The organism is Roseateles paludis (genome assembly GCF_039872745.1).
GTDB lineage: Bacteria > Pseudomonadota > Gammaproteobacteria > Burkholderiales > Burkholderiaceae_C > Pelomonas > Pelomonas paludis.
In genome coordinates this window covers 69505-92731 of record NZ_JBDPZD010000001.1, presented here as the reverse complement: position 1 = coordinate 92731, position 23227 = coordinate 69505, and the positions used below count along the sequence as shown (strand labels likewise).

29 protein-coding genes are annotated in these 23227 nt (G+C 68.7%); 11 read left to right on the top strand and 18 right to left on the bottom strand.

Annotation, left to right across the window (positions count from 1 at the left end; all coding sequences use genetic code 11):
* Nucleotides 1-33: 33 nt before the first annotated feature.
* Together ABDJ85_RS00505 and ABDJ85_RS00500 are read right to left on the bottom strand one after the other, a co-directional pair.
* Nucleotides 34-648, bottom strand: coding sequence for a laminin B domain-containing protein (locus tag ABDJ85_RS00505; RefSeq protein ID WP_347702767.1), 615 nt, complete (start codon nucleotides 646-648; stop codon nucleotides 34-36).
* A 118-nt stretch (nucleotides 649-766) separates the two neighbouring features.
* Nucleotides 767-1729 carry a serine/threonine-protein kinase gene (locus tag ABDJ85_RS00500; RefSeq protein WP_347702766.1) on the bottom strand — a complete coding sequence of 321 codons (963 nt, stop codon included), beginning with the start codon at nucleotides 1727-1729 and terminating at the stop codon, nucleotides 767-769.
* A 100-nt stretch (nucleotides 1730-1829) separates the two neighbouring features.
* Between ABDJ85_RS00500 and ABDJ85_RS00495 the strand changes: the two genes are divergently transcribed.
* From ABDJ85_RS00495 to ABDJ85_RS00485, 3 genes are read left to right on the top strand one after another with little or no spacing between them, the layout of a single operon-like run.
* Nucleotides 1830-2768, top strand: a complete 939-nt coding sequence (locus ABDJ85_RS00495; RefSeq protein ID WP_347702765.1) for an AEC family transporter — start codon at nucleotides 1830-1832, stop codon at nucleotides 2766-2768.
* Nucleotides 2765-5053: an FdhF/YdeP family oxidoreductase gene (locus ABDJ85_RS00490; protein ID WP_347702764.1), complete on the top strand. Its 2289-nt coding sequence runs from the start codon at nucleotides 2765-2767 to the stop codon at nucleotides 5051-5053. Before ABDJ85_RS00495 ends, ABDJ85_RS00490 begins: the two co-directional genes overlap by 4 nt.
* Nucleotides 5034-5252 (top strand): hypothetical protein, encoded by a 219-nt coding sequence (locus tag ABDJ85_RS00485; RefSeq protein WP_347702763.1) that lies wholly within the window; start codon nucleotides 5034-5036, stop codon nucleotides 5250-5252. Before ABDJ85_RS00490 ends, ABDJ85_RS00485 begins: the two co-directional genes overlap by 20 nt.
* Here ABDJ85_RS00485 and ABDJ85_RS00480 read toward each other — a convergent pair.
* From ABDJ85_RS00480 to ABDJ85_RS00460, 5 genes are read right to left on the bottom strand one after another with little or no spacing between them, the layout of a single operon-like run.
* A complete protein-coding gene (locus ABDJ85_RS00480; RefSeq protein ID WP_347702762.1) occupies nucleotides 5224-5637 on the bottom strand; it encodes a Pvc16 family protein in 414 nt (137 codons plus the stop codon). The genes ABDJ85_RS00485 and ABDJ85_RS00480 overlap by 29 nt on opposite strands.
* A 5-nt stretch (nucleotides 5638-5642) precedes the next feature.
* The gene (locus tag ABDJ85_RS00475; RefSeq protein WP_347702761.1) at nucleotides 5643-6164 is read right to left on the bottom strand and encodes a GNAT family N-acetyltransferase; all 522 of its coding nucleotides are present in this window, start codon (nucleotides 6162-6164) and stop codon (nucleotides 5643-5645) included.
* The gene (locus ABDJ85_RS00470; RefSeq protein ID WP_347702760.1) at nucleotides 6161-6733 is read right to left on the bottom strand and encodes a helix-turn-helix domain-containing protein; all 573 of its coding nucleotides are present in this window, start codon (nucleotides 6731-6733) and stop codon (nucleotides 6161-6163) included. The genes ABDJ85_RS00475 and ABDJ85_RS00470 overlap by 4 nt, the downstream gene beginning before the upstream one ends.
* A gap of 51 nt (nucleotides 6734-6784) precedes the next feature.
* Nucleotides 6785-7120 (bottom strand): hypothetical protein, encoded by a 336-nt coding sequence (locus tag ABDJ85_RS00465; protein ID WP_347702759.1) that lies wholly within the window; start codon nucleotides 7118-7120, stop codon nucleotides 6785-6787.
* A 50-nt stretch (nucleotides 7121-7170) separates the two neighbouring features.
* The gene (locus tag ABDJ85_RS00460) at nucleotides 7171-7605 is read right to left on the bottom strand and encodes a VOC family protein (RefSeq protein WP_347702758.1); all 435 of its coding nucleotides are present in this window, start codon (nucleotides 7603-7605) and stop codon (nucleotides 7171-7173) included.
* An 80-nt stretch (nucleotides 7606-7685) separates the two neighbouring features.
* On the opposite strand from ABDJ85_RS00460, the gene soxR reads away from it, so the two are divergent.
* The 3 genes from soxR (at nucleotide 7686) to ABDJ85_RS00445 (ending at nucleotide 9184) form a co-directional block, all read left to right on the top strand.
* Complete coding sequence (gene soxR / locus ABDJ85_RS00455; protein WP_347702757.1) at nucleotides 7686-8123, top strand: redox-sensitive transcriptional activator SoxR; 438 nt, start codon at nucleotides 7686-7688, stop codon at nucleotides 8121-8123.
* A 101-nt stretch (nucleotides 8124-8224) separates the two neighbouring features.
* Nucleotides 8225-8806, top strand: a complete 582-nt coding sequence (locus tag ABDJ85_RS00450; protein ID WP_347702756.1) for a DJ-1/PfpI family protein — start codon at nucleotides 8225-8227, stop codon at nucleotides 8804-8806.
* A gap of 12 nt (nucleotides 8807-8818) precedes the next feature.
* Nucleotides 8819-9184 (top strand): ribbon-helix-helix domain-containing protein, encoded by a 366-nt coding sequence (locus ABDJ85_RS00445; RefSeq protein ID WP_347702755.1) that lies wholly within the window; start codon nucleotides 8819-8821, stop codon nucleotides 9182-9184.
* Nucleotides 9185-9205: 21 nt separating this feature from the next.
* On the opposite strand, the gene ABDJ85_RS00440 is transcribed toward ABDJ85_RS00445, so the two are convergent.
* From ABDJ85_RS00440 to ABDJ85_RS00415, 6 genes are all read right to left on the bottom strand, one after another.
* Nucleotides 9206-10027, bottom strand: a complete 822-nt coding sequence (locus ABDJ85_RS00440; protein ID WP_347702754.1) for a LytR/AlgR family response regulator transcription factor — start codon at nucleotides 10025-10027, stop codon at nucleotides 9206-9208.
* Nucleotides 10024-10431, bottom strand: coding sequence for a hypothetical protein (locus ABDJ85_RS00435; RefSeq protein WP_347702753.1), 408 nt, complete (start codon nucleotides 10429-10431; stop codon nucleotides 10024-10026). The genes ABDJ85_RS00440 and ABDJ85_RS00435 overlap by 4 nt, the downstream gene beginning before the upstream one ends.
* Nucleotides 10432-10451: 20 nt before the next feature.
* Nucleotides 10452-11927 carry a histidine kinase gene (locus tag ABDJ85_RS00430; RefSeq protein ID WP_347702752.1) on the bottom strand — a complete coding sequence of 492 codons (1476 nt, stop codon included), beginning with the start codon at nucleotides 11925-11927 and terminating at the stop codon, nucleotides 10452-10454.
* A gap of 222 nt (nucleotides 11928-12149) precedes the next feature.
* On the bottom strand, nucleotides 12150-12719 hold the full coding sequence (locus ABDJ85_RS00425; protein ID WP_347702751.1) for a YceI family protein: 570 nt from the start codon (nucleotides 12717-12719) through the stop codon (nucleotides 12150-12152).
* A gap of 71 nt (nucleotides 12720-12790) precedes the next feature.
* Entirely contained in the window at nucleotides 12791-13339 is a 549-nt protein-coding gene (locus tag ABDJ85_RS00420) for a YceI family protein (protein ID WP_347702750.1), read from the bottom strand.
* A 28-nt stretch (nucleotides 13340-13367) separates the two neighbouring features.
* Complete coding sequence (locus ABDJ85_RS00415; protein ID WP_347702749.1) at nucleotides 13368-13904, bottom strand: cytochrome b; 537 nt, start codon at nucleotides 13902-13904, stop codon at nucleotides 13368-13370.
* A gap of 176 nt (nucleotides 13905-14080) precedes the next feature.
* Here ABDJ85_RS00415 and phnC point away from each other — a divergent pair, with 176 nt between their 5' ends.
* The 5 genes from phnC to ABDJ85_RS00390 all read left to right on the top strand — a co-directional run bounded on the left by phnC (nucleotide 14081) and on the right by ABDJ85_RS00390 (nucleotide 18571).
* Entirely contained in the window at nucleotides 14081-14929 is an 849-nt protein-coding gene (gene phnC / locus ABDJ85_RS00410; protein WP_347702748.1) for a phosphonate ABC transporter ATP-binding protein, read from the top strand.
* A 42-nt stretch (nucleotides 14930-14971) separates the two neighbouring features.
* The gene (phnD, locus tag ABDJ85_RS00405) at nucleotides 14972-15940 is read left to right on the top strand and encodes a phosphonate ABC transporter substrate-binding protein (protein ID WP_347702747.1); all 969 of its coding nucleotides are present in this window, start codon (nucleotides 14972-14974) and stop codon (nucleotides 15938-15940) included.
* 3 nt (nucleotides 15941-15943) lie between these two features.
* Nucleotides 15944-16756 carry a phosphonate ABC transporter, permease protein PhnE gene (gene phnE / locus ABDJ85_RS00400; RefSeq protein ID WP_430765503.1) on the top strand — a complete coding sequence of 271 codons (813 nt, stop codon included), beginning with the start codon at nucleotides 15944-15946 and terminating at the stop codon, nucleotides 16754-16756.
* 2 nt (nucleotides 16757-16758) lie between these two features.
* Entirely contained in the window at nucleotides 16759-17352 is a 594-nt protein-coding gene (locus ABDJ85_RS00395) for an HD domain-containing protein (protein ID WP_347702746.1), read from the top strand.
* Between the two features lie 475 nt (nucleotides 17353-17827).
* Complete coding sequence (locus tag ABDJ85_RS00390; RefSeq protein WP_347702745.1) at nucleotides 17828-18571, top strand: hypothetical protein; 744 nt, start codon at nucleotides 17828-17830, stop codon at nucleotides 18569-18571.
* Between the two features lie 30 nt (nucleotides 18572-18601).
* Here ABDJ85_RS00390 and ABDJ85_RS00385 read toward each other — a convergent pair whose 3' ends face one another.
* Genes ABDJ85_RS00385 through ABDJ85_RS00365 form a run of 5 tightly spaced genes read right to left on the bottom strand, consistent with a single transcriptional unit; the run spans nucleotide 18602 to nucleotide 23224 of the window.
* A complete protein-coding gene (locus ABDJ85_RS00385; protein WP_347702744.1) occupies nucleotides 18602-19744 on the bottom strand; it encodes an alpha-D-ribose 1-methylphosphonate 5-triphosphate diphosphatase in 1143 nt (380 codons plus the stop codon).
* A 3-nt stretch (nucleotides 19745-19747) separates the two neighbouring features.
* Nucleotides 19748-20500, bottom strand: a complete 753-nt coding sequence (gene phnL, locus ABDJ85_RS00380; RefSeq protein ID WP_347702743.1) for a phosphonate C-P lyase system protein PhnL — start codon at nucleotides 20498-20500, stop codon at nucleotides 19748-19750.
* The gene (gene phnK / locus ABDJ85_RS00375; RefSeq protein ID WP_347702742.1) at nucleotides 20497-21273 is read right to left on the bottom strand and encodes a phosphonate C-P lyase system protein PhnK; all 777 of its coding nucleotides are present in this window, start codon (nucleotides 21271-21273) and stop codon (nucleotides 20497-20499) included. Before phnK ends, phnL begins: the two co-directional genes overlap by 4 nt.
* Nucleotides 21270-22097: an alpha-D-ribose 1-methylphosphonate 5-phosphate C-P-lyase PhnJ gene (locus tag ABDJ85_RS00370; RefSeq protein WP_347702741.1), complete on the bottom strand. Its 828-nt coding sequence runs from the start codon at nucleotides 22095-22097 to the stop codon at nucleotides 21270-21272. Before ABDJ85_RS00370 ends, phnK begins: the two co-directional genes overlap by 4 nt.
* On the bottom strand, nucleotides 22094-23224 hold the full coding sequence (locus ABDJ85_RS00365; protein WP_347702740.1) for a carbon-phosphorus lyase complex subunit: 1131 nt from the start codon (nucleotides 23222-23224) through the stop codon (nucleotides 22094-22096). Before ABDJ85_RS00365 ends, ABDJ85_RS00370 begins: the two co-directional genes overlap by 4 nt.
* Nucleotides 23225-23227: the final 3 nt, after the last annotated feature.

The window sequence follows — 23227 nt, the reverse complement described above, 5'->3', positions numbered from 1 at the left end:
GAGGCAACAGCCCGGCTGTGGAATCAAAGGTGTTCAGCTGGTTCGACGACGACGCCATGCAACGGTGGCCAGCCCAAGGCCGAGCAGGACTGCGGACGCAGGCTCGGGCACGGCAGAAGTGAAGGCCACATTGTCAACGCCATTGATCTCGGACACGCCGTTGTGCGACTCGATCTTGATCTGGAAGGACGTCACGTTGGACAGCACGGTCGCCAGGTCAGCGCCCCAGGTGAGGGTGTCAAAGCTGGCCGAGTAGGTGTGCCATTTGCCATCGGCGGGCGGATTGTTGCCCGGCACGATGTCGGCGGTCACGGTCTTGCCGCCGCCCGTGATCCAGACACGACCGAAATCACCCCAGTCGGGTGCATCGCCATTGATGTTCTTGACGTCGAAAGACAGGGTGCCGCCCAGCAGGGAGGTCCAGTTGCCCAGGGCCGAGACGGGGGCGTTGAGCAGGAAATCGTCGTCCGAGATGTCGGTCAGTTGCAGGAAGCCGCCGCTGTTGCCGCCGGTGGCGACATGGACCTGGCTGCCGCCGTTGCTGGCGAACCAGCCCTGGTCGTTGGCATCGAACGTGTAGGTCGCGGCCTGGGCGTGGGCGGCGGCGCCGGCCAGGAGGGCGAGCAGCAGAGCGTGGGAGGTGCGCATGGTCTTGGTGCGGTTTCGGATTGCGGTATCCGAATTGTCATAAGGGCACCTCGCCCAGGCACTCCCTAAGACCCCGGCAGATGTAACGAGTTGCCCCCGCAACTGCGGGGTCGGGGCATCAGCCGACGCGTGCGCGCCACCAATCCAGCGCGGCGCTCAAGGCATTGCCCTGGCGGCGGGGGCGCCGGGTGCTGCTGGGTGACGCAGCGGTGACCGGTGCGCGGCGCTGGCCCAGCCAGGCGCGCAGTGCATCGGCCATGGCCTCGGCGCCGACGGGGCGGTTCTCGACGTCATAGGCCGTGGCGGCGCGCAGCAGGGCGTCGAGCCGTATCTGGTGCTCTTCATCCAAGTCCGGCCAGAGGTCGGCCACGCTGCCACGCCGGGGCGACAGGCCCTTGGGGCTGTCCTCCCATCCGCAGACCACGGTGCGCAGCAGGGCCCCGAGGCCGTAGACCTCGCTGGCCAGGCTCGGGGGGGCGCCGGCCCGGCACTCGGGGGCGACGAACTCGGGCGAGGAGCCCAGGCTCTGGCCTCGGTCGAAGGGGTCGGTGGGGTCGGGGATGCGGGTCAGGCCCAGGCCCATCAGCCGCAGCTCGCCGGCCTCGGTGCGCCAGACCATGGCCGGGTCCACCTCGGCCAGCAGCCAGCTGTGCTGGTGGGCCACGCGCAGGGCCTCGCACAGGTCGACCATCAGCTCCAGGCGCTCGCGCAGCAGCAGCTCATGCAACTGCGGCAGCAGCGGCGCGCCGTGGTCGCCTTCAACGATCAGATAGGGGTGGCCGTCGGTGGTGATGCCGCTGTCGGACGGCACGGCGATGAGGGGGTGGTTCAGGCGCGCCAGGTCGCCAGCCTGGTCGGCAAAGCGCAGCATGATGCCGGCCGACTGGTTGCCCCGGTTCAGCACCAGCACGGCGGCGTGCTGCTCGGGGGCCATCGCGTGCTGGGCGTCGTACCACTGGCCGGCGTGGGCTTCTTCACCGTCTGGCAGCGGGGCCCCGAGGCGCCACACGCCGAGCGACTGGCCGCGCGCCAAGGGCATGGCGGGAGCGGGGGGCGGCAGTTGGACGCGGGGCATGCGCATGGGTTCGCATATTAGGCGGCGGGATTCGGGTAATCACCTGTCGGCCCACCCTCAATCTAGGGTTGACGCGCAATCCTTGGCGCTCCGGGATACTGCCGGCATGCAAGCCGTGCTGGCCGTCACCTTCCCCTTCTTCGCCCTGGTGCTGGCGGGCTGGCTGGCGGCGCGCAGCGGGCGCGTGCATGCCAGCACCATCCCGGGCCTGAACAGCTTTGTGCTGTTCTTTGCCCTGCCTTGCATGCTGTTCCGTTTCGGACGTGACACGCCCTTGCAGCAACTGGTCAGCCCCAGCTTGCTCGGCGTCTATGCGCTGGCCGCGCTCGGCCTGGTGGCCCTCGGATGGGGGGCGGCTGTGATGTTGGGCGTGGGGCGCAAGGACGCCGCCTTTGGCGCGCTGGTGGCGGCTTTTCCCAATTCGGGCTTCATGGGCGTGCCCCTGCTGCTGGCTCTGCTGGGCCAGGGCGCGATGGGGCCGGTGATCTGCACCTTGCTGGTGGACCTCTTTCTCACCAGTTCGCTGTGCCTGGCGCTCTCGCAGGCGGGTGAGCCGGGGGCCAATGGCCTGCGCGCCTTTGGCCAGGCGCTGCGGGCGGTGCTGAGCAACCCCATGCCCTGGGGCATTGCGCTCGGTGCGCTGCTGGGGGCCGGTGGTTGGCATTTGCCGGGCCCCGTGGACAAGGTGATCGACCTGCTCGGGCAGGCGGCGTCGCCGGTGGCGCTGTTCACCATTGGGGCGGTGCTGTTTGTGTCGGGCCGGCAGGCTGGCGGTGGGCGGCCCCAGGTGGACGAGTGGCTGATTGCCCTGGCCAAGCTGGCCCTGCACCCGGCCTTGGTCTACGGCCTGGGCTGGTTTGCCGGGGTGGCGCCTGCGCCGCTGGTGGCCCTGACGCTGACCGCCGCCTTGCCCAGCGCCAGCAATGTCGCGCTGCTGACCGAGCGCCACGCCGCCAACACGGGCCGGGTGGCGCGCATCATCATGATCACGACGGCGCTGTCCTTCCTCAGTTTCAGCGGCCTCGCGGCCTGGTTGATGCCATGACAGAACGGAAGATCGAGGTCTATCAAGGCCCGGCCGGCGGCTGGGGTGCATTGAAGAGTTCAGCCCAGCACCTGGGCGAGCAGGGCATCGCCGTCAAAGGTGCCAAGACCCTGCTGCACGCCAACCAGGTGGACGGCTTCGACTGCCCCGGCTGCGCCTGGCCCGACCGTGATCACCGCTCGACCTTCGAGTTCTGCGAGAACGGCGTCAAGGCCGTGGCGGCCGAGGCCACCGCGCGCCGCGCCACGCCCGAGGTGATTGGTTCGCGCACCGTGAGCGAGTGGCTTGAGGCCTCGGACTTTGAGCTCGAAGCCCTGGGCCGCCTGACCGAACCGCTGCGCTACGACCCGGCCTCGGACCGCTACCAGCGCACGACGTGGGACGAGGCCTTCGCCCTCATCGCCCGCGAGCTGCAAGCCCTGCCCGACCCCAACCAGGCGGCTTTCTACACCTCGGGCCGCACCAGCAACGAGGCGGCCTTCCTATACCAACTCTTCGTCCGGCAGTACGGCACCAACAACTTCCCCGACTGCTCCAACATGTGTCACGAGCCCAGTGGCAGCGCCATGCGCCCGACGATTGGCGTGGGCAAGGGCACGGTGACGCTGGACGACTTTGAACTGGCCGACCTGATCTTCGTCTTTGGCCAGAACCCCGGCACCAACCACCCGCGCATGCTGGGCGAGCTGCGCCGGGCGCGGCAGCGTGGCGCGCGCATCGTCAGCGTCAACCCGCTGCGCGAGCGCGGCCTGGAGCGCTTTGCCGACCCGCAGAACGCCGTCGAGATGGCCACCGGCGGCTCGGCCCCCATCAGCTCGCACTATGTGCAGTTGCCGGTCGGGGGCGACCTCGCCTTCTTGAAGTGCCTGTGCAAGCGCGTGATCGAGTTGGGCGCACTGGACCACGACTTCATCGCGGCGCACACCGTGGGTGTGGACGCCCTGGTGAGCGAACTCGCCGCCACGCCCTGGGCCGCCTTGCTGGCCGCCGCTGGCGTGTCTCAAGCGACCGTTGATGAGATCGCGCAGCTCTACGCGCAGAGCCCCGCCACCATTGCCTGCTGGGGCATGGGCATCACCCAGCACCGCGACTCGGTGGCCACCATCCAGATGATCGTCAACCTGCTGCTGCTGCGCGGGCAGATCGGCAAGCCTGGGGCGGGCGTCTGCCCGGTGCGCGGCCACAGCAATGTGCAGGGCGACCGCACCATGGGCATCTGGGAGGCAGCGCCCGACGCCTTCCTGGACCGTCTCGGTAGCGAGTTCGGCTTCGAGCCGCCGCGCGCCCATGGGCTCGACACGGTCGGCACCATCGCCGCGATGTTGGCCGCGCACGTCAAGGTCTTCATCGCCATGGGCGGCAACTTCGCCGCCGCCACGCCCGACACGGCGGCCACCTGGCGCGCGCTGCAGCAGTGCGCGCTGACGGTCCACGTCGCCACCAAGTTCAACCGCAGCCACGTCGTCCATGGGCGCGAGGCCCTGGTGCTGCCCTGCCTGGGGCGCACCGAGATCGATGTCCAGGCCACCGGGCCGCAGAGTGTCACCGTCGAGGATTCGATGAGCATGGTGCATCTGTCAGCCGGCATGAACGCGCCGGCCTCCGAGCACCTGCTGTCCGAGCCCATGATCGTGGCGCGCATGGCCGCCGCCACGTTGCCGCGCAGCACCGTCCCGTGGCTGCAACTGGCGGGCGACTACCGCTTGATCCGCGAGCGCATCGCTGCCGTGCTGCCGGACTTTGCGGGCTTCAACGAGCGCGTGGCCGCGCCCGGCGGCTTCCGGCTGCGCAACACGGCGAGCGAGCGCGTCTGGGTCACTGAGAGTGGCCGCGCCGAGTTCCGCAGCCGGCCACTGCCGGCCGAGACGGCGCAAGCTCAAGCCCAGGCCGCGCGGCGCGATGTGCGCGTGTTCACGCTCACCACCATCCGCTCGCACGACCAGTACAACACCACGGTCTACGGCCACAACGACCGCTACCGCGGCGTGCAGGGCGAGCGCCGCGTGCTCTTCATCCATGCTGATGATTTGCGCGACCAAGGCTTCAAGCCTGGCCAATGGGTGGACCTGGTCAGCTTGCACGTCACGCCCGGTGGCACCGTCGAGGAGCGGCGCGCCGAGCGTTTCTTGACCGTCGCCTACGACATCCCGCGCGGCTGCGTGGCCGCCTACTTCCCCGAGACCAATACGCTGGTGCCCCTGGACAGCCATGCCGAGGTGGCGCGCACGCCCACGTCCAAGTCCATCCCGGTCATGCTGGTGGCGCGTGAGCCTGCCCACGCCTGAGGACGTGCTCGCCATGCTGCGCGAGCTGGATGCCGGTGAGGGCGTGGCTCTGACCCGCCTGGCCAAGCGGCTCGACACCCGCGTCAGCGTGCTATTGCGCCAATGCGCCGACCTCGGCCCCGAGCGCGTGCGCGTGGCGGCCGACGAGCGCGGCCACTGGCGCGCTTGGCTCAGCCCTGAATCACATAGGCCGCGCTGAGCGTCATCGGCCGGCCGGCCGCGATGAAGAGCTGCGCCAGCTCGGCCGTGGGCAGGGTGCTGGGCAGCACCTGCACGCGGCTGCCGGCCACGTCCAGTACCGGGTGCTCGGCCAGCCACTGGCGGGCGGCCTGCAGCGCGGCAAAGCTGGCTTCGTCACCCTGGCTGATCAGCAGGCAATGCAACTCGTCGGGCGGCGGCGCGGGGTGGAGGCTGCCGTCCGGGCTGCGCAGCAGGGGCGCGTTGCGGGCGCTGGCGAGCGGCTGTACGCGCCAGGGCCAGAGCTGCAGCGCGGCTTTGGTGTCGAGCAGCCCGATGCTGACCGCTGACCCGGCTGCGGCGAGTTGATGGGCCAGCACTTGCATGGCGAGGTGGGCGTTGGACATCGCGTTCAGCCGTTGAGGTGCTTGTAGTAGTAGGTGGTGGCACAGGGTGTGCCGTCCGGCATCAGCGCATAGGCCGGGATCTCGCCCACGCGCTGCCAGCTCAGGCGCTCGTACAGCCGCGCGGCGGCGCTGCCGCTCACGGTGTCCAGCACCAGGGTGGTCTTGCCCATGCGCCAGGCGTCTTCCTCCAGGCGGGTGAGCAAGGCCTCGGCCACCCCCTGGCGCCGCGCACGGCGGTGCACCAGCATCTTGGCCACATCGGCCCGGTGGGGTTGGTTGTCGGGCATGGCCGTCAGCAGCGAGACCGTGCCGACGACGGCGCCGCTGGCGTCCAGCGCCACGAAGAGCTGGCGCTCACCGCCCTCCAGCTGCTGCGCCACCTCGCGCCAGAAGCTCTCGGGCCGCCCGGGCGCCAGCGGCAGCATGAAGCCGACCGAGGCGCCCCCTTCCACGCAGTCGCGCAGCACCTCGGACAGCTCGGGCAGGCGGCGCAGCAGTTCGGCGGGAGACCAGCTTTCGATTCTCATGAGGCAGCTCCTGTCAGGGCCACCAGATAGCGCGCGGCCTTCGGACCCGGGTTGTGGAAGTTCAAGGGCGCATCCAGGCGCAGCGCCAGGCAGTCGCCCGCCGCCAGGTGCCAGCGTTGGTGGTCGGGGCCGATCTGCATCTGCCCCTCGATCATCCAGACCAGTTGGTGGATCTGGCTGCCCCGCTCGGCGGTTTCAAAGCGCACCGTCTGCCCGGGCGGGAACACCACGTCCACCAGTTGCAGCGGCGAGACACCCGGCGGCGAGACGTTGCGGCGCCGGTACCCCGAGGCAGGGTCGCTCCAGACCGGCTGGTCAGCCACGCGCAGCAGGGGCGAGGGTGCTTCGGCGCGTGCCGGGCTCTCGAACAGCGAGGCCACGCTCACCCCCAGGGCGGTGGCCAGTTTGTCTAGTACCACGGCCGAGGGGCTGCTGGCACCGCGCTCGATCAGCGAGATGTTGGAGCGGCTGACGCCGCTGCGCTGCGCCAGTGCGTCGAGGGAGAGGCCGCTGCGGCTGCGCAGGTCGCGCAGGCGGGCGGCCAGCAGGTCGGTGACATCCGCAGCCATCTCAAATCCAGTAAAAGGGATATTGCATCCAGTTTACTGGACGATCGCGACTCAAGCCAGTCTGGCCTTGATCCCGCGCAGCTGCGCCACGTCGCCAAGCACCACCTTCAGCGCGTCGCGCTGGTCTTCGGTCAGCTTGGGTGAGTCCAGCAGGCCCAGCTTTTCGATCAGCACCTCCAGCGCCTCTGCCAGGTGGCCAATCTGCTTGCCATAGCTGCCCACCGACGCCAGCGCGGCCTGCTCAATGGCGGGGTTGGACGAAGCCCCCAGATTGACCGTCAGCCCACTGAACTGCCAGCCGGGCAGGATCGGCTGGTAGAGCTGACCCGGCGCGAGCGAGACGCCGGACCAGGGCTGGAAGTGCACATTGGCGACCATGGGCTGCATGACTGCTCCCGTGAGTGACGACATGCGCCCGATCCTAGGTGGTCGCCCAGTCAGTCGGTGTAGCTGTGCCGTTGCTCCGGCGCCTCGCTCAGGTACTGAATGAACTCGGCCTGCACCAGGTCGTCCGGGCTGAAGTAGACGCGGCGGCGGTGCGGGTGGTCGGGCACGCCATGGTCCACGGGGAAGCCGGCCTCCGTGAGCCGGCGCACCACGGCGTCCAGGTCGCTCACCACAAAGCCCAGGTGCTTGACGCCCAGGCGGTGGGTCTGCCAGTCGGGCAGGGCGCCTTCGCCGCCGCCTTGCAAGGCCAGATAGCTGTCATCCGTGCCCACGTGCTGCCAGCGGATGGTCTTGCCAAACCAGTCCATCGTGCCGCCGCCCCGGATGCGCCAGCTGGGCAGTGCGGTGGTGAGGAAGCGCGTGGCGCGGTCGATGTCCTGGACGGTGACGTTGGCGTGTTCGAGGCGGTCGGTGTCGTGTGGCATGGCGAGGCTCTTGATGGGGTTGAGGAGCCTGCATCTTGCAAGTTAAAGTGAACTTGAAGTCAAGCTGCAAAGGACCAAAGATGAGCCAGGCAACTGAAGCCCTCTTGATTGGCGAGCTGGCGCGCCGTGCCGGCGTGGCGGCCAGCGCCTTGCGCTACTACGAGGCCGAGGGCCTGATTGCCGGCGGCCGCAGCAGCGGCGGGCATCGCGTCTACCCGCGCCACGTGCTGCGGCGCGTGGCCTTTGTGCGGGCCGCGCAGGCGGTGGGCCTGAGCCTGCCCGAGATCAAGGCGGCCCTCGCCACCCTGCCCGAGGGGCGCACGCCCACCAAGGCCGACTGGGCGCGCCTCTCGGCCCAGTGGGCGCCCTTGCTGGAGGCGCGCATCGAGTCGCTCACGCGGCTGCGGGACCGGCTGACGGGCTGCATCGGCTGCGGCTGCCTGTCGCTCAAGGCCTGCGCGCTGTTCAACCCCCAGGACGAAGCGGGCCAAAGTGGCCCGGGCGCGCGGCGACTGTGAGCGCGCCTGTGGTGGGGGGGAGGGCGCGTCGTAGCCGGCTACTACCCACCTCAGGCTGGGCACTTTCAGAATCCGCCACCACCCCAATCAGGAGACGCCCCATGTCCGCCAAGAAACTGCTGCTGCTCGCCGGAGACTATGTCGAGGACTACGAAATCATGGTGCCCTTTCAGGCGCTGCAGGCGGTGGGCCACACGGTGCACGCGGTCTGCCCGGGCAAGCTGGCGGGCGACTATGTGCACACGGCCATCCACGACTTTGAGGGCGCCCAGACCTACTCCGAGAAGCCTGGCCACCGCTTCACGCTGAACGCGAGCTTTGTCGAGACCCGGGCCGAGACCTATGACGCCCTGGTCATCCCCGGCGGCCGCGCGCCCGAGTACCTGCGGCTCAACGCCGAGGTGATCGCGCTGGTCAAGCACTTCGCGTCCAGCGGCAAGCCGATTGCCGCCATTTGCCATGGCGCCCAGCTGCTGGCGGCGGCCGGCGTGATCAGCGGGCGGCGCATCTCGGCCTACCCGGCCTGCGCGCCCGAGGTGACGCTGGCCGGCGGGCAGTACGCCGAGATCCCGGTGGACCAGGCGGTGACCGATGGCAAGATCGTGACCGCCCCGGCCTGGCCGGCGCATCCGGCCTGGATCGCGCAGTTCCTGAAGGTCCTGGGCACCACCATCACCCACTGACGAGGCACGGCCATGTGCGAGGTCTTCATCACCGCCAACCCCGAGTCCTACGAGAGCCGCACCCGCTCCGTGCGCCTGCACGGCGTGGTGACCAGCATTCGGCTGGAGAACCTGCACTGGGAGGTGCTGGCCGAGATTGGCGCGCGAGACGGCCTCAGCGTCGTGCAACTGGTTGAAAAGCTCTACGACGAGCTGGTGCAGGCGCGCGGCGCGGTGGGCAACTTCGCGAGCTTCCTGCGCGTCAGCGCGCTGCGCTACATGGCGCTGCAGGCGCGCCAGCGCATCCCGACTGACCTGGCTGTGCCGATTGCCTCGCTCAACGCCGACGCCGTGCTGCAGGACCTGCCCGCCAGCTGGGCGCAGCGAGCGGCGCACTGAGCACCCAATTGGGTGCCGCCCTCACATCCCCTTGAAGAGATGCGTGTAGCTGCGGCTCACTTCGAGCTTCTCTGACAGGCCCCTCACGCCCACCAGCTGGCGGCCGCGGAAGTCGCGGGTGATGCCGTCGATGGCGCGGGCGTTGACCAGGGTGGAGCGGTGGATCTGCCAGAAGAGCTGGGGGTCCAGCTCCTCGACCAGCTCCTTGATGGGCTTGCGGATCAGGGCTTCGAGCTTGGCGGTCTGGACGCGGGTGTACTTCTCGTCGCTGATGAAGAAGAGCACGTCCTCGACCGGGATCATCTGGATGGCCTGGCCCACGCTGGCCTGGATCCACTGCAGGTAGCTCGGTTTGCCGCCCGGGTTGGCCTGGGCCGAGAGCTTGTGCAGCAGCTGCTGCAGCGGCGCCGGGGCGCTGTCGCTGAAGTCGGGGCTGGGCGCGCTGCGCTGAGCCAGGCGCTTCTTGATGCGGGCCACCGTGAGCTGCAGGCGGTCGCGCTCGGCGGGCTTCAGCACATAGTCGGCCACGCCCTGCTCAAAGGCCTCGACCGCGTACTGGTCGTAGGCGGTGATGAAGACGATCTCGGGCACCAGCCAATCGTCGTCTTCAGGCAGCTGGGCAATCTGCTTGGCGGCCTCCACGCCGGTCAGGCCGGGCATGCGGATGTCGAGAAAGACGATGTCGGGCTTGTGCTCGCGCGTCAGCTCCACGGCTTCGAGGCCGTTCTTGCCCTCGGCCACGATGTCCAGCTCGGGCCAGACTTCCTTCAGCCGGCTGCGCAGTTGCTCGCGCATCAGGCGCTCGTCGTCGGCGAGCACAGCTCGAATGGGTGTATTGCTCATGCCTGGACTTTACGGTTTCGGTTGCGCAGCGCGAAGAAGAGGACGAGGCCCAGGATCAAGAGCGGCGAGCTCAGCAGCGCACCCACGCCGACGACGGCGGCAACAGTCCCCGCCAGCAGGGCCGCCATCACGCCGCCCACGATCAGCACCGGCAGGGCCACGCCCAGCAGCAGCACCAGGGGCACGACGACGAGGCAGACCAGGCTGGCAATCACCGCGCCGATGGCGCCGCCGATCCAGTCGCCCAGGTCGCCCGCATGGTCCCAGCCGTCGTTGTCAATGTGGAACTGCCAGTCGTGCGGGCCCACGCCGTGCAGGCCGTGCCAGAACAGCACGCTGCCGGCCACGGTCAGCAGCATCAGCAGCACGAAGCTGACGAAGGCGAGTTTGAACAGGGTCTTCATGGTGGGCCTCTCGGTCTTGCTCAGGCGGCGTCAGCCTCGCGGCTGCGATAGGGCACGGTGATGGTCACGACCGTGCCGCTGGGTTGGTTCTCGGTGACAGTGACGCTGGCCTTGCCGCCGTACAGCAGCTGCAGGCGCTCGCGGATATTGGCCAGGCCCACGCCGGTGCCGCTGGTGGCGGCGCGGCCGAAGCCCAGGCCCGTGTCGGCCACGGTCACGGCCAGCTTGCCGTGCACCACCTCGGCCTTGACGGTCAGGCTGCCGCCCTCGGCCTTGGGCTCCAGGCCGTGCTTGATGGCGTTCTCCACCAGGCCCTGGATCATCATGGGCGGGAACTCGGCGGAGAGCAGGCCCTCGGGCACGTCCACGGCGGTCAGCAGCCGCTCCTCCATGCGCACCTTCAGGATCTCCAGGTAGGGCCGTATCACGGCCAGCTCGCGCCCCAGGTCGCGGGTGCCGCTGGCATTGGCCTCGCGCATGGTGGGCATGCTGGCGCGCAAGAGCGCGATCAGGTTGCGCTGCATCTGGCTGGCGCGCGGTGGGTCGGTCTCGATCAGGTGGTCGATGGAGGCCAGGGTGTTGAACAGGAAGTGCGGCTCCACCTGGGCCTGCATGGCGGCCATGCGGGCTTCGATCACCTGGCGCTTGAGGCTCTCGGCCTCGGCCGTCTCGGTGGCGCGGGCGGCCTTGACCTCGGCCTGCATGCGGCCCTTGTAGAGCGCCTTGATCACGGCCGAGGCCAGCACCCACAGCGAGGCGATGTCCACCAGCAGGTCTCCCAGGCGCACCACGGCCACGCGGCGGCGCTGGGTGGGCGTGGGCGGGGGGTCGTCCTCGGAGCCGGCCTCGGCCAGCGCGGCCAGCTCTTCGGCCGCCTCTTGGCGTGCGCGCTCAGCTTCCTCGGCGGAGTGCTGGGCCTCTGCAGCCTGGCGCTTGAACTCGCTGAGCTGCTCCTTGGCCCGCTCCAGCACCTGCTCGATCTCAGCGCGGCTCGCGTCCTTGGGGAACTCGATGTTGATGGCGGGCGCATCGGACGCAGTGCTGGCCGCACTGGCGGCGCTGCTCGCGGCGCTGGCAGCGGCCGGCGGCTTGACGGGCGCGATCACGATGCCGCGCTCGTCCACCTTGATCTCGTACTGGAGCTTCTTGGCCTCCTGGCGCACCGTGTCGCGGGACTGCTGGCGGGCGGCTTCGCGGGCCTTCTGGCGGGCGGCCTCCCGGGCCTTCTCACGTTCCTTGCGGGCCGCCTCGCGGGAGGCAGTCTCGTCGATGATTTCGAACTCCTCGCTCACCTTCCAGTTGAAGGGCGGCAGGTGCTGCAGGATGTTGGCCCCGATCAGCGTGGCCACCGCGAGCATCACGAAGCGCTTCCAGCTGATGCTGACCAGCCAACTGGCATAGACGTGGAAGACGCGCAGCGCTTCGGCCTTGAGGCGCTGCGTGCGGTCGATCCAGGCCTGCTGCTGGGGGCTGGGGGTGAAGGAGGGGAAGTTCATCGCGGGGTCATCACAAGCTGAGCGCGACTGTACGCAGGCCGGCCGGCGCCCGCCGGCCCGGGGTGACGCGCCGCAGCGCCGGGGCGATGAACTGCATGGGCGCCGGACAGACCGGAGCGCCGGCGGGAGCCCCAAAAGACGACAGCCCGCCGGGTAGGCGGGCTGTCGGGGTCGGCGGCCGGGTAGGCAGCCGGCCCATGAAACTAGGCTGGAAGCCGGGGCTTACTGCTTGATCGCTTCGATCTGGATCAGCACGCGCACGTTCTCCGGGCTGGCCTGGGGGTAGGCGCTGACGCCGAACTGGCTGCGCGGCAGCAGGGTCTCGAAGTCGCCGCCGCAGACTTCCTTCTTCATCATCGGGTGGTCAATGCAGTTGAAGCTGGTCGCCGTCAGCGTCACCGGCAGGGTCTTGCCCTTGAGGGTCAGCTGGCCGGTCACGGCCGTGACCTTGCCGGCGGCGTCGAAGCTGACCTGGTCGCCCACGAAGGTGGTGGTCGGGAACTTGGCGGTGTCGAAGAAGGCCTCGCCCTTGAGGTGGCCGTCAAACATGGTCACGCCGGTGGAGATCGAGTTCATGTCGATGCTCACCTGCACCTTGCCGGTCTTGGCGGCGCGGTCGATGGTGACGCTGCCTTCCTTCTTGTCGAAGCGGCCGCGGATCGTGCTGAGCCCGAAGTGCTTGGCCTCGAAGCTGGCCGAGGTGTGGTTCGGGTCGATCACATAGGTGGCGGGTTCGGCGTGAGCCAGGCCAAAGCCGGCCAGCAGGGCGGCGAGGGTCAGGGTCTTCTTCATGGGCATCCTTATGAAAAGAGAAGGGTGTTGAAAGGGAGAAAGCGGGGCGACAACGCCGGGGTGGACGGTACTCACTGCCCCGGTATTCCGGTAAAGCTGAGCTTGAACTTCACTATTACGTCGTTGGCAACCACCGAGGTGTCGGCCCATTCGCCGTCGCCGATCTTGAAGTCCAGCCGCTTGATGGGCACGGCGCCTGCCGCCACGCCGCCCGCCAGCGTGATGGGCACCACCACGTCGCGAACAGCGCCCTTGATGCTCAGCTTGCCGGCCACGTCGTACTTGCCGGCGCCGGTGGGCTTGATGCTGCTGGAGACAAAGCTGGCCTTGCCATTGCGCTTGGTGTCAAACCACAGCGGATTGCCCAGCTCGGCGTCGTACATCGGGTCGCCCAGCGAGACGCTGGACAGGTCCACCGTGAAGGCGATCTTGCCGGCCTCGGGCTTCTTGGGGTCGAAGTCGAGCTGGGCCTCGAACTTCTTGAAGCTGCCGTCCACGGCCACGCCCATCTGCTTGAAGTTGAAGAGCAGCTCGCTCTTGGCCGGGACGAGCGTGGCCGCCGAAGCCGCCAGGCTCAAGGACAGGCCGAGCGCCGCCAACAAGGGCAATCGAAAACGCATGGGGGAACTCCGGGTGAGGGAAGGGGGTTCAGCGGCCGGGGCGCATGCGGTCCAGCAGCCCGTCCTTGTCGATCAAATGGTGCTTGAGCGCGGCGGCCACGTGGGCCACCACCAGGGCAGCCAGCAGCCAGGCCACCATCTCGTGCAGTTCTTCCAACTGGTGGCCGAGGGCCTTGTCCTTGGGCACCCAGTCCGGCAGCGGCAGCACGCCGAACCAGACGATGGGGAAGCCCTTGGCCGAGCTCATCGCCCAGCCCGTCAGCGGGATGGCAAAGAAGAGCCCGTACATCAGCCAGTGCAGCAGGTGCGACACCTTGGCCTGCCAGGCCGGCATCGGCACGTCCGCCGGCGGCCGGTGCGTCAGGCGCCAGACCAAGCGCAGCACCGACAGGAAGAGGATGGTGATGCCCGCCCACTTGTGCCAGTTCAGCAGCTTGAGCTTGGTCATCGAGAACTGCAGATCGGCGGCATAGAGGCCCACGCCAAAGGTGCCGATGAGGGCCAGGGCCAGCAGCCAGTGCAGGGCGATGGCGGGCAGGGTGTAGCGGTCAGAGGTGGTGCGCATGGGGACTCAGTGTGGCAAGTGAGGCGTAGCGGCAGTTTCACGCCGCTTGTCGCCTCGGTTCAGGAGTTTTGAACGAATCCGTGAGGGCATGTTTTGCTGAATGCAACGGCGGGGCCGTCATGCGCCCGTCACGGGCCGTCTAGATGATCGCGCCGATTTGGCCCCCGGAGCCCCCCATGCCTGACCTTGCCATTGAAGTGGAATCCCTGCACAAGCGCTTTGGCGGCCAGCCGGCGCTGCGCGGCGTGTCGCTGCGCGTGGAGGCGGGTGAGATGGTGGCCCTGCTCGGGGCCTCGGGCTCGGGCAAGTCCACGCTCCTGCGCCACCTCAACGGCCTGCATCGGGCCGATGCAGGCACCACCAGCACCGTGCGCGTGCTGGGCCGCACCGTGCAGCAGCATGGCCGCTTGGCGCGCGACATCCGGCGCCAGCGCGCCGAGGTGGCGGCCATCTTCCAGCAGTTCAACCTGGTGGACCGCCTGCCGGTGATGACCAATGTGATGGCCGGCGCCCTGCACCGCCTGCCGCTGTGGCGGGCGCTGGTGCGCCTCTTCCCGCAGGCGGAGCGTGAGCGGGCCTTTGATGCACTGGCCCGCGTCGGCATTGAGCGCTGCGCCTGGCAGCGTGCGTCCACGCTCTCGGGCGGCCAGCAGCAGCGTGCCGCCATCTCGCGGGCGCTGGTGCAGCAGGCCCGCGTCATCCTGGCCGACGAGCCCGTCGCCTCGCTCGACCCCGCCTCCAGCCAGCGCGTGATGGAGCTGCTGGCCGAGGTCAACCGCGAGCTGGGCGTCACCGTGCTCGTCTCGCTGCACCAGGTGGAGCACGCCTTTGCCTTCTGCCCCCGCACCATCGCGCTGCGCGCCGGCGAGGTGGTGTTTGACGGCCCCACCCACGAACTCAGCCCGGCCCGGCTGCGCGCGCTCTATGGCACGCAGACTGACGAACTCTTTGCCAAGCCCGACGCCAGCCCGGCGCCGGAGGGCCGGCCCGAGCCCTTTGTCTTCCCCCAGGCCCAACTTGCCTGACCAGCCTGACCTCCCTTCCCCCTGCCCACGGACATCCCCGCCATGAACCGCCGCATCGCCCTCCTCCTGGCCACCACGGCCACCAGCTTCGCCCTTGCTCCGGCTGCCCAGGCGCAGACCAAGGAGCTGACCTTCACCTTCATCTCCACCGAGGCCTCCAGCAACCTCAAGACCGCCTGGCAGCCCGTGCTGGAGGATCTCTCCAAGGCCGCCGGCGTGCCCGTCAAGGCCTTCTTTGCGACGGACTACGCCGGCGTCATCGAAGCCCTGCGCTTCAACAAGGCCCAGGTGGCCTGGATGGGCAACAAGTCAGCCATGGAGGCCGTGGACCGCGCCAATGTCGAGGTCTTCGCCAAGGTCGTCGGCAAGGATGGCAACGAGGGCTATTACTCGCTGCTCGTTGTCCACAAGGACAGCCCGCTCAAGACCCTCGACGACGTCATCCGTCAGCGCGCCAGCCTCACCCTCGGCTTTGGCGACCCCAACTCCACCAGCGGCACGGCTGTGCCCGGGCTCTTCGCCTTTGCCGCCCACAAGGTGGACCCGCTCAAGGACTTCAAGCGCACCGTGCGCGCCAATCATGAGACCAATCTGCTCGCCGTCGTCAACAAGCAGGTCGACGTGGCCACCAACAACACCGAGAACACGCACCGCTTCAGCCTCACTCACGCCGACCAAGCCAGCCAGTTCCGCGAGATCTGGCGCTCGCCCATGATCGCCAGCGATCCCATCGTCTGGCGCAAGGACCTGGACGAAGGCCTCAAGGCCCGGGTGCGCAGCTTCATGCTGAACTACGGCAAGACCGAGCGCGAGCAGGTCATCCTGCAGAACATCGGTTACAGCGCCTTCCGCCCGTCCACCAATGCGCAGCTGATCCCCGTGCGCCAGATCGAGATCGCGCGTGAGCGCGCCAAGGTCGAGGCCGATGTGAACCTCGCTGCCGACGAGCGCCAGAAGAAGCTCGCCGAGCTGGACGCGCGCAGCAGCGCGCTGGACCGCGAGGCCAAGTAAGCCGTGGACGCCAGCTTGGCTCCCGCGCAGCGCCAGCCTACCCAGCGCCTGCCCGCCCCGCCCCGGCCCTCGCTCGTCAACCTGGGCTTGCTGGCCCTGCTGCTGGCCCTGCTGGCCGGCAGCTGGACGGGCGCCGACATGCGCCCGCTCGACCTCATCCGCGACGCCGGCAACATGGCCGAGTACGCGCGCGGCTTCTTCCCGCCCGACTTTGGCGACTGGCGGAACTACCTGGCCGAGCTGATCATCACCCTGCAGATCGCGCTCTGGGGCACCGCGCTGGCCGTCCTTTGTTCGGTGCCGCTCTCGCTGCTGGCCGCCAGCAACCTCACGCCCTGGTGGGTGCACCAGCCGGTGCGCCGTGTGCTGGACGCCTGCCGCTCCATCAACGAGATCGTCTTTGCGCTGCTCTTCGTCGTCGCCGTGGGTCTGGGGCCCTTTGCCGGCGTGCTGGCGCTGTGGGTGCACACCACGGGCATCCTGTCCAAGCTCTTCTCCGAGGCCGTCGAGACCATCGACCCCCAACCCGTCGAAGGCATCCGCGCCACCGGCGCCCACCCGCTGGCCGAGATCGTCTTCGGCGTGCTGCCCCAGGTGATGCCGCTGTGGATCTCCTACGGCCTCTACCGCTTCGAGTCCAACGTGCGCTCAGCCTCGGTGGTGGGCATGGTGGGCGCAGGCGGCATCGGCATGGTGCTGTGGGACGTGATCCGCGGCTTCCAGTACGCGCAGACGGCCGCCGTGCTCATCCTCATCGTGGTCAGCGTCTCGCTCATCGACCTCCTCTCGGCCCGGGTGCGCAAGCGCCTGCTTTGACCATGCTTCACGACACCATCGCCCGCATCGAGCAGCTCTTCATGGACCATGGCGAGCAGCCCTACGAGGGCGCGCGACGCGAGTCCGTGTCCGCCACCGCCCATGCCCTGCAATGCGCCCAACTGGCCGAGTGGGCACATGCCGATCACCATCAGGTGGCCGCCGCCTTCCTGCACGACATCGGCCACTTCCTCGCCGCCGAGGCTGTGGCCCGCGATGACCATCTCGACGACGCCCACGAGGCCCTGGCCTTGCCGCTGCTGGCCCGCTGCTTTGGCCCCGCCGTGACCGAGCCCATCCGCCTGCACGTGCAAGCCAAGCGCTACCTGGTCAGCGTCGATGCGGCCTACTTCCTGGGCCTGTCGCCGGCGTCCGTTCACTCCCTGCAACTGCAGGGCGGGCCCATGAGCAAGGCCGAGAGCCAGGCCTTCGAGCGCCTGCCCTTCGCCCGCGAGGCCGTGCAGCTGCGCCGCTGGGACGACCTGGCCAAGGTGCCCGGGCACGCGACCCCGCCGCTGGACTACTACCTCGCTTTGCTGCAGGACCTTGCCACCGAGGCCAGCTCCTCTGAGGGCGCGCCGCTCGCGGCGGCTTGATGGCCGAAGCGGGTTGGCAAAGGCCCGCCCGGGCTGGCTGAGGCGCTCCAGTTGAGGCGGTCGCTGCGCGACTGCCCTGCGGGGCTCAGCTTGCGGGGCTCGCGCCGAACTTCCTTCGCTACGCTCCGGTCGAACAGGCGGCGCGAAGTCAGTTGTTGAAGTTCGCTTCGCTCACGCCCCACAAGCCTCCGCTCCTCGGCGCCCCAAAAGTCCGCGCCCCAGCCAGCCCGGGCGGGCCTTTGTGGTGGCAGCGGGTTTGGGCGGCGAGCAGTTGCCGGGCAATCCGTAGGTTGGGGTGAGCTCGCGAACCCCATCAGCGCCGCCTGCACAACTCGTTGGGGTTCACTGTGGTCACCCCAGCCTATGGGCTTAAGTTCGCGCTTCAACTGCCGAAGTTGCCTAAACACGGGTTTGGGCTACTACTGATCTTCAGTTCAGGGTGGGGTGCGATGCCTACCCCCTCTAGAGGTTCATCATGATTTCCAGCATTTCCCAAGCTTCGACGCCCAGCACGACAACGCTTAGAAAATCTGGCTCTTCGACTGCAATCACAGTCGAACAGATCACGGAAGCCCAAGCGCACGGTGGCGCCACGTTTGAGGATCCGGCGCTGGGTTCGGCAACGATCGTGGATCTGTCAAAAGTCCCGAAGCCGATCGAGCAATTCAGCGAGCTGCGCCGCGCTCAGAACACCGAGGCTGGGCGGAGCATGGAAACCATCAAGAACGAGCTCGGCAAGATCGAGTCCATGATCGCCAAACGTCGCCCAGAGATTGCGGGGAAATGGGACTTTCAGCTCGTGGATGGAAAGCTGAAAGTGACGGGGTTGAATGCGGGAGATGCCAAGTGGCTTGAATCCAAGCTGAACGCGAACACCTCGCTCAAAGCCGCGGCAGAGGCGTTCGTCGCAACAGCGCTGGAGAACTTGCAAGCATCTAGCTCCAACCCGCCACGCAAGGATTTGAACTTGGTGACGCGCAAGATGGAGAACTACACCTTCTACGACGTTAAGGATCAGCTGGCCGAAAAGCTTTCCTTCAAGGCGCTGCTCACGCAGTCCGACCAGGTGTTTGACTCAAACAAGATTTCAATGGAGGCGCATGACCGTGGCATGAGCGGCCTCGCTGTGGTCGCCAACATGTTGACTCCCAGCAATCGGACGATTGAAGGTCGCCCTGGCCCGTTTTACACCCCAACGTACGACCCACTTCAAAGCTGAAGTGATGGCCTGACCCTTAGCACCACTCCCTCAAGCCACCCTCCGCCCCCCCACAAACACCTCCCGCACCACCGGCTGCCCATCCAGCTCGCGCACGCGCAACAGATCTGCCCGCAGACCCGGCTCGATGCGGCCGCGGTCCGTCAGTTGGGCGGCTTCGGCGGGGCCGCGGCTGACGACGTGGACGGACTGGGCCAGGCCAAAGCCGTGGTCGCGGTGCAGGGTCCAGGCGGCTTGCAAGAGGCTGCCGGGCACGTAGTCGGACGAGAGGCCGTCGAGCACACCCTCGCGGGCCAGTTCGGCCGCTGCGACGTTGCCGGAGTGTGAGCCCCCGCGCACCACGTTCGGGGCGCCGGCAATGGTCTTGAGGCCTTTGCTGTGCGCGTGCCGGGCTGCCGCCAGCGTGGTGGGGAACTCGCTCATGCTGGCGCCGAGTTTGAGTGCTTCGTCCACGTGCTCGGGCGTGGTGTCATCGTGTGTGGCCAGGGCGATGCCGTGGCGGTGGGCGTAGTTGGTCATCCAACTGCGGTGGGGGCCGGCGTACTGGGCCTGGCGCAGCGGGGCCAGCTGCATCTCGCGCTCGAACTTGTCGTCGCTCCAGCCCTTTTTGCCGGTGTAGTAGGTGCGGGCGTGGCTCACGTCGGTCCACTGGCGCTGGCCGGGGGTGTGGTCCATCAGCGAGATCAGCTGCACGCGGCGGTGGCCGGCAAAGGGCTCGAAGAGCTGCAGCGCATTTGGGGCCGGCAGCTCGCAGCGGATGTGCACCAGGTGCTGGCTGCGCAGCAGGCCGGCGGCCTCCAGGCTGTCCAGCAAACCCAGCAGGCCGCTTTGGTCCTTGGACCTGAAGCCTTCGTCATACGGGTCGCCCACGCCGATGGCGTCGAACACCGTGGTGATGCCGCAGGCCGCAAGTTCCGCGTCGTGCGACTGCAGCGCGCTGCGCAGCGGGAAGTAGACCTTGGGGCGCGGCATCACGTGGCGCTCCAGGTTGTCGGTGTGGACCTCGACGAGGCCGGGCAGCAGCAGGTCGCCGTCCAGGTCTTGCGCGCCCGGCGCGTGGCTTCGGCGGCTGTCGATCTCGGCGATCAGGCCGTCGCGCACGAGCACGCTGCCGCAGGGCAGCACGGCGTCGCCCAGCACGACGCGGGCGTTGGTGAAGAGGTGTTCAGCCATGACTCAATCGAAATGGACGCAGCGGTCCGCGACCGCGTCGCGCACCTCTTCGTCATGAAAGATGCCCACCACGGCGGCGCCGGCCGCCTTGGCCTCGCGGATCAGGTCGATCACGATGCGGCGGTTGCCGGCATCGAGCGAGGCGGTGGGTTCGTCAAGCAGGAGCAAGCGCGCCGGCTCCACAAAGCCGCGTGCGATGTTGACGCGCTGCTGCTCGCCGCCCGAGAAGGTGGCCGGGGGCAGGCCCCAGAGGCTTTCGGGCAGGTTGAGGCGGGCGAGCAGCAGGCGGGCTGCGTCTCGCGCGGTGTCGAGCGCGGCCAGGTAGGGGCCGTCGTCCAGCGGGTCGGCGCCTTCAATCACTTCGGCTGGGTGCGCCTGCAAGCGGCGTTCGGCCACCACGTCCAGCGCCGCCTGGCGCGGCAGGGCGCGCAGGAACTGGCTCACATAGGCAATCTCACGCCGCCGCATGGCCACCCAGGTCTGCGGCGACGCGGAGGCCAGGTCCAGCCCTTCGCCATCACCGCGCCGCAACCACAGCGCGCCGGCGTTGACGGCATAGCTGCCGTAGAGGCACTTCATGAGCGTGGACTTGCCGCGCCCCGAGGGCCCCACCAGGGCCACGCATTCGCCGCCCGCCACTTGCAGGCTCACTCCGCGCAGCACCGGCAGTTGCAGGCCGCCCCGCAGGTGCAGGGTGAAGTGCTTGTGCACGTCCCGCACGTCGAGCACCAGGTCGAGATCGAGGTCGCGTTTCATGTCAATGCTGAAGCCACGAGGAGCTGTGTGTAGGCGTGCTGCGGGTCATCCAGCACGCGGTCGGTCAGGCCGTGTTCGACGATGCGGCCCTGCTGCATCACCAGCGTGCGCTGGGCCAGCAGCCGCGCCACGCCCAGGTCGTGCGTGACGATGACGACCGACAGCTGCAGCCGGCTCACCAGCAGCCGGATCAGGTCCAGCAGCTTGGCCTGCACCGAGACATCGAGCCCCGAGGTGGGTTCGTCCATCAGCACCAGGCGCGGCCGCGTGACGAGGTTGCGCGCGATCTGCAGGCGCTGGCGCATGCCGCCTGAGAAGTGGCGCGGTAGGTCGTCGATGCGGGCGGTGTCCAGCTCCACGCGCTGCATCCAGCGCTCGGCCGTCTCGCGCAGCACCGCGTAGTGGCGCTCGCCCTGGCCCATCAGGCGCTCACCCACATTGGCCCCGGCGCTCACGCCCATGCGCAGGCCTTCGTGGGCGTGCTGCTCCACAAAGCCCCATTCGGTCCGCGCCAGCTCGCGGCGCAGGCGCTCGGGCGCGGCGTGCACGTCCACGCGCTGGCCGTCGGCCGCCAGGTAGTGCACGCGGCCGGCGGTGGGTGCAATGCGGCCCGCCAAGCAGTTGAGCAAGGTGCTCTTGCCCGAGCCCGATTCGCCCACGATGGCCAGCACCTCGCCGGCGTGGACTTCAAAGCTCGCGTCCCGCACCGCAAAGTGCGTGGCGGCGTCGAAGCGGTGCGAGAGGCCCTCGACCGACAGCAGTGGCGTGTTCATGCCTTGGCCTCCTGCTGCTCACGGCAGTGGTCGGTGTCCGAGCACACCCATTGGGTCCCCTCATCCATGAGCACTTCATCGAGGTAGCTGGTGCTGCAACCGCAGATCACGCAGGCGTGCTTTTGAGGCTCGATGTGGAAGGGGTGGTCGGCAAAGTCCAGGCTCTTGACCGCTGTGTAGGGCGGCACGGCATAGAGCCGCTTCTCGCGCCCGGCGCCAAACAGCTGCAGCGCGGGCATGCGGTCCATCTTGGGGTTGTCGAAGGTGGGGATGGGCGAGGGCGACATCACATAGCGGCCGTTCACGAGCACGGGGTAGTCGTAGGTGGTGTCGATGCGGCCCCACTGAGCGACGTCCTCGTAGAGCTTGACGTTCATCAGCCCGTACTCGCCAAAGGCATGCAGCTTCAGGGTCTCGCGGCGGCGCGGCTCCAGCTTGAACAGGGGCTCGGGCTGGGGCACCTGGTAGACGAGGATCTGGCCTTCGGTCAATGCGCGCTCGGGGATGCGGTGGCGCGTCTGGATGACGGTGGCCTCTGCCGTGCGCTCGGTGGTGCGCACGCCGCTCGTGCGGGCAAAGAAGCGGCGGATGTTGACGGCATTGGTCGTGTCGTCCGAGCCTTGGTCGATGACCTTGAGCACGTCGTCCTGGCCCAGCACGGCGGCCGTGACCTGGATGCCGCCCGTGCCCCAGCCATAGGCCAGCGGCATCTCGCGCGAGCCAAAGGGCACCTGGTGCCCGGGCAGGGCCACGGCCTTGAGCAAGGCGCGGCGCAGCATGCGCTTGGTGCCTTCGTCGAGGTAGGCAAAGTTGTAGGTCGTCATTCCGTGCCCTCCGCAGCCGGCTGCGCGCTGCGCTCGATGGCCGCCAGCGCTTCGTCCCGCGCGGCCTGCAGCGCCCGCACGTGCAGCAGCTCCGACTCAAAGGTCACGTAGTGCGGCAGCTTCAGGTGCTGCACAAAGCCCGAGGCCTCGACGTTGTCGCCGTGCGCGAGCACGAACTCGCTGTCCTGCGCGGGGCTGGTGGCGGGCTCTTCAAACTCGTCGCCGCGCAGCACGCGGTCGGTCAGCGCCATGGCCATGGCCTTGCGCTCGCCATGCCCAAACACCAGGCCCTGGCCGCGTGTGAACTGCGGCGGCCGCGTGGCGCTGCCTGCAAAGTGGGCGATGAGCTGGCAGTCGGTCAGCAGCACCTCGCCGATCTCGATGGCAAAGCCCAGCTCGTCGGGCACGATCTCCACCGGCACTGCGCCCATGCGAATCTCGCCGGCAAAGGGGTGGGTGTAGGCATAGCCGCGCTGGGTGGAGTAGCCCATGCCCAGCACCCAGCCCTCGTCGGCGCGCGCCAGCATCTGCAGCCGGGCGGTGCGCGGGAGCGGGTGGGCGGGAGGCTCGCGGGTGATGTCGGGCGGCACCGGGTCGCCCTTGCTCGGCACGCAGGGCTCCAGCAGGCCTTGGCGGGTCAGCTCGTCGATGGGGCTGGCCAGTGGCTGGTGCCAATCAGCCGGCAGATCGGCCAGCGGCGCGGCCGGCACGGGGTTGTCGTTGCCGGCCAGTTCAAAGTCCAGCAGGCGCTGCGTGTAGTCGTAGGTGGGGCCCAGCAGCTGGCCGCCGGGCAGGTCCTTGAAGATGGCCGAGATGCGGCGCTGCACGCGCATGCGGGCGGTGTCCAGCGGCTCGGCATAGCCCCAGCGCGGCAGCGTGGTGCGCAGCGCGCGCAGCAGGAAGACGGCCTCGATCACATCGCCCCGCGCCTGCTTGAGCGCCAGTGCCGCCAGGTCGGGGTCGTAGAGCGAGGCCTCGGCCATCACGCGGTCTACAGCCAGGCGCAGTTGCTCGCGCACTTGGGCGGCCGATAGCTCGGGCACGGCCGTGTCGCCCCGCCGCGCGGCGGCCAGCAGTTCCAGCGAGGCGGCAATCGCCTGCTCGCCTCCTTTGACGGCGATGTACATGCG

What these genes read in the sequence shown, in the direction of transcription:
- ABDJ85_RS00505 (WP_347702767.1), bottom strand. Translation starts at nt 648, where the DNA reads ATGCGCACCTCCCACGCTCTGCTGCTCGCCCTCCTGGCCGGCGCCGCC.
- ABDJ85_RS00500 (WP_347702766.1), bottom strand. Translation starts at nt 1,729, where the DNA reads ATGCGCATGCCCCGCGTCCAACTGCCGCCCCCCGCTCCCGCCATGCCC.
- ABDJ85_RS00495 (WP_347702765.1), top strand. Translation starts at nt 1,830, where the DNA reads ATGCAAGCCGTGCTGGCCGTCACCTTCCCCTTCTTCGCCCTGGTGCTG.
- ABDJ85_RS00490 (WP_347702764.1), top strand. Translation starts at nt 2,765, where the DNA reads ATGACAGAACGGAAGATCGAGGTCTATCAAGGCCCGGCCGGCGGCTGG.
- ABDJ85_RS00480 (WP_347702762.1), bottom strand. Translation starts at nt 5,637, where the DNA reads ATGTCCAACGCCCACCTCGCCATGCAAGTGCTGGCCCATCAACTCGCC.
- ABDJ85_RS00475 (WP_347702761.1), bottom strand. Translation starts at nt 6,164, where the DNA reads ATGAGAATCGAAAGCTGGTCTCCCGCCGAACTGCTGCGCCGCCTGCCC.
- ABDJ85_RS00470 (WP_347702760.1), bottom strand. Translation starts at nt 6,733, where the DNA reads ATGGCTGCGGATGTCACCGACCTGCTGGCCGCCCGCCTGCGCGACCTG.
- ABDJ85_RS00465 (WP_347702759.1), bottom strand. Translation starts at nt 7,120, where the DNA reads ATGCAGCCCATGGTCGCCAATGTGCACTTCCAGCCCTGGTCCGGCGTC.
- ABDJ85_RS00460 (WP_347702758.1), bottom strand. Translation starts at nt 7,605, where the DNA reads ATGCCACACGACACCGACCGCCTCGAACACGCCAACGTCACCGTCCAG.
- soxR (WP_347702757.1), top strand. Translation starts at nt 7,686, where the DNA reads ATGAGCCAGGCAACTGAAGCCCTCTTGATTGGCGAGCTGGCGCGCCGT.
- ABDJ85_RS00450 (WP_347702756.1), top strand. Translation starts at nt 8,225, where the DNA reads ATGTCCGCCAAGAAACTGCTGCTGCTCGCCGGAGACTATGTCGAGGAC.
- ABDJ85_RS00445 (WP_347702755.1), top strand. Translation starts at nt 8,819, where the DNA reads ATGTGCGAGGTCTTCATCACCGCCAACCCCGAGTCCTACGAGAGCCGC.
- ABDJ85_RS00440 (WP_347702754.1), bottom strand. Translation starts at nt 10,027, where the DNA reads ATGAGCAATACACCCATTCGAGCTGTGCTCGCCGACGACGAGCGCCTG.
- ABDJ85_RS00435 (WP_347702753.1), bottom strand. Translation starts at nt 10,431, where the DNA reads ATGAAGACCCTGTTCAAACTCGCCTTCGTCAGCTTCGTGCTGCTGATG.
- ABDJ85_RS00430 (WP_347702752.1), bottom strand. Translation starts at nt 11,927, where the DNA reads ATGAACTTCCCCTCCTTCACCCCCAGCCCCCAGCAGCAGGCCTGGATC.
- ABDJ85_RS00425 (WP_347702751.1), bottom strand. Translation starts at nt 12,719, where the DNA reads ATGAAGAAGACCCTGACCCTCGCCGCCCTGCTGGCCGGCTTTGGCCTG.
- ABDJ85_RS00420 (WP_347702750.1), bottom strand. Translation starts at nt 13,339, where the DNA reads ATGCGTTTTCGATTGCCCTTGTTGGCGGCGCTCGGCCTGTCCTTGAGC.
- ABDJ85_RS00415 (WP_347702749.1), bottom strand. Translation starts at nt 13,904, where the DNA reads ATGCGCACCACCTCTGACCGCTACACCCTGCCCGCCATCGCCCTGCAC.
- phnC (WP_347702748.1), top strand. Translation starts at nt 14,081, where the DNA reads ATGCCTGACCTTGCCATTGAAGTGGAATCCCTGCACAAGCGCTTTGGC.
- phnD (WP_347702747.1), top strand. Translation starts at nt 14,972, where the DNA reads ATGAACCGCCGCATCGCCCTCCTCCTGGCCACCACGGCCACCAGCTTC.
- ABDJ85_RS00395 (WP_347702746.1), top strand. Translation starts at nt 16,759, where the DNA reads ATGCTTCACGACACCATCGCCCGCATCGAGCAGCTCTTCATGGACCAT.
- ABDJ85_RS00390 (WP_347702745.1), top strand. Translation starts at nt 17,828, where the DNA reads ATGATTTCCAGCATTTCCCAAGCTTCGACGCCCAGCACGACAACGCTT.
- ABDJ85_RS00385 (WP_347702744.1), bottom strand. Translation starts at nt 19,744, where the DNA reads ATGGCTGAACACCTCTTCACCAACGCCCGCGTCGTGCTGGGCGACGCC.
- phnL (WP_347702743.1), bottom strand. Translation starts at nt 20,500, where the DNA reads ATGAAACGCGACCTCGATCTCGACCTGGTGCTCGACGTGCGGGACGTG.
- phnK (WP_347702742.1), bottom strand. Translation starts at nt 21,273, where the DNA reads ATGAACACGCCACTGCTGTCGGTCGAGGGCCTCTCGCACCGCTTCGAC.
- ABDJ85_RS00370 (WP_347702741.1), bottom strand. Translation starts at nt 22,097, where the DNA reads ATGACGACCTACAACTTTGCCTACCTCGACGAAGGCACCAAGCGCATG.
- ABDJ85_RS00365 (WP_347702740.1), bottom strand. Translation starts at nt 23,224, where the DNA reads ATGTACATCGCCGTCAAAGGAGGCGAGCAGGCGATTGCCGCCTCGCTG.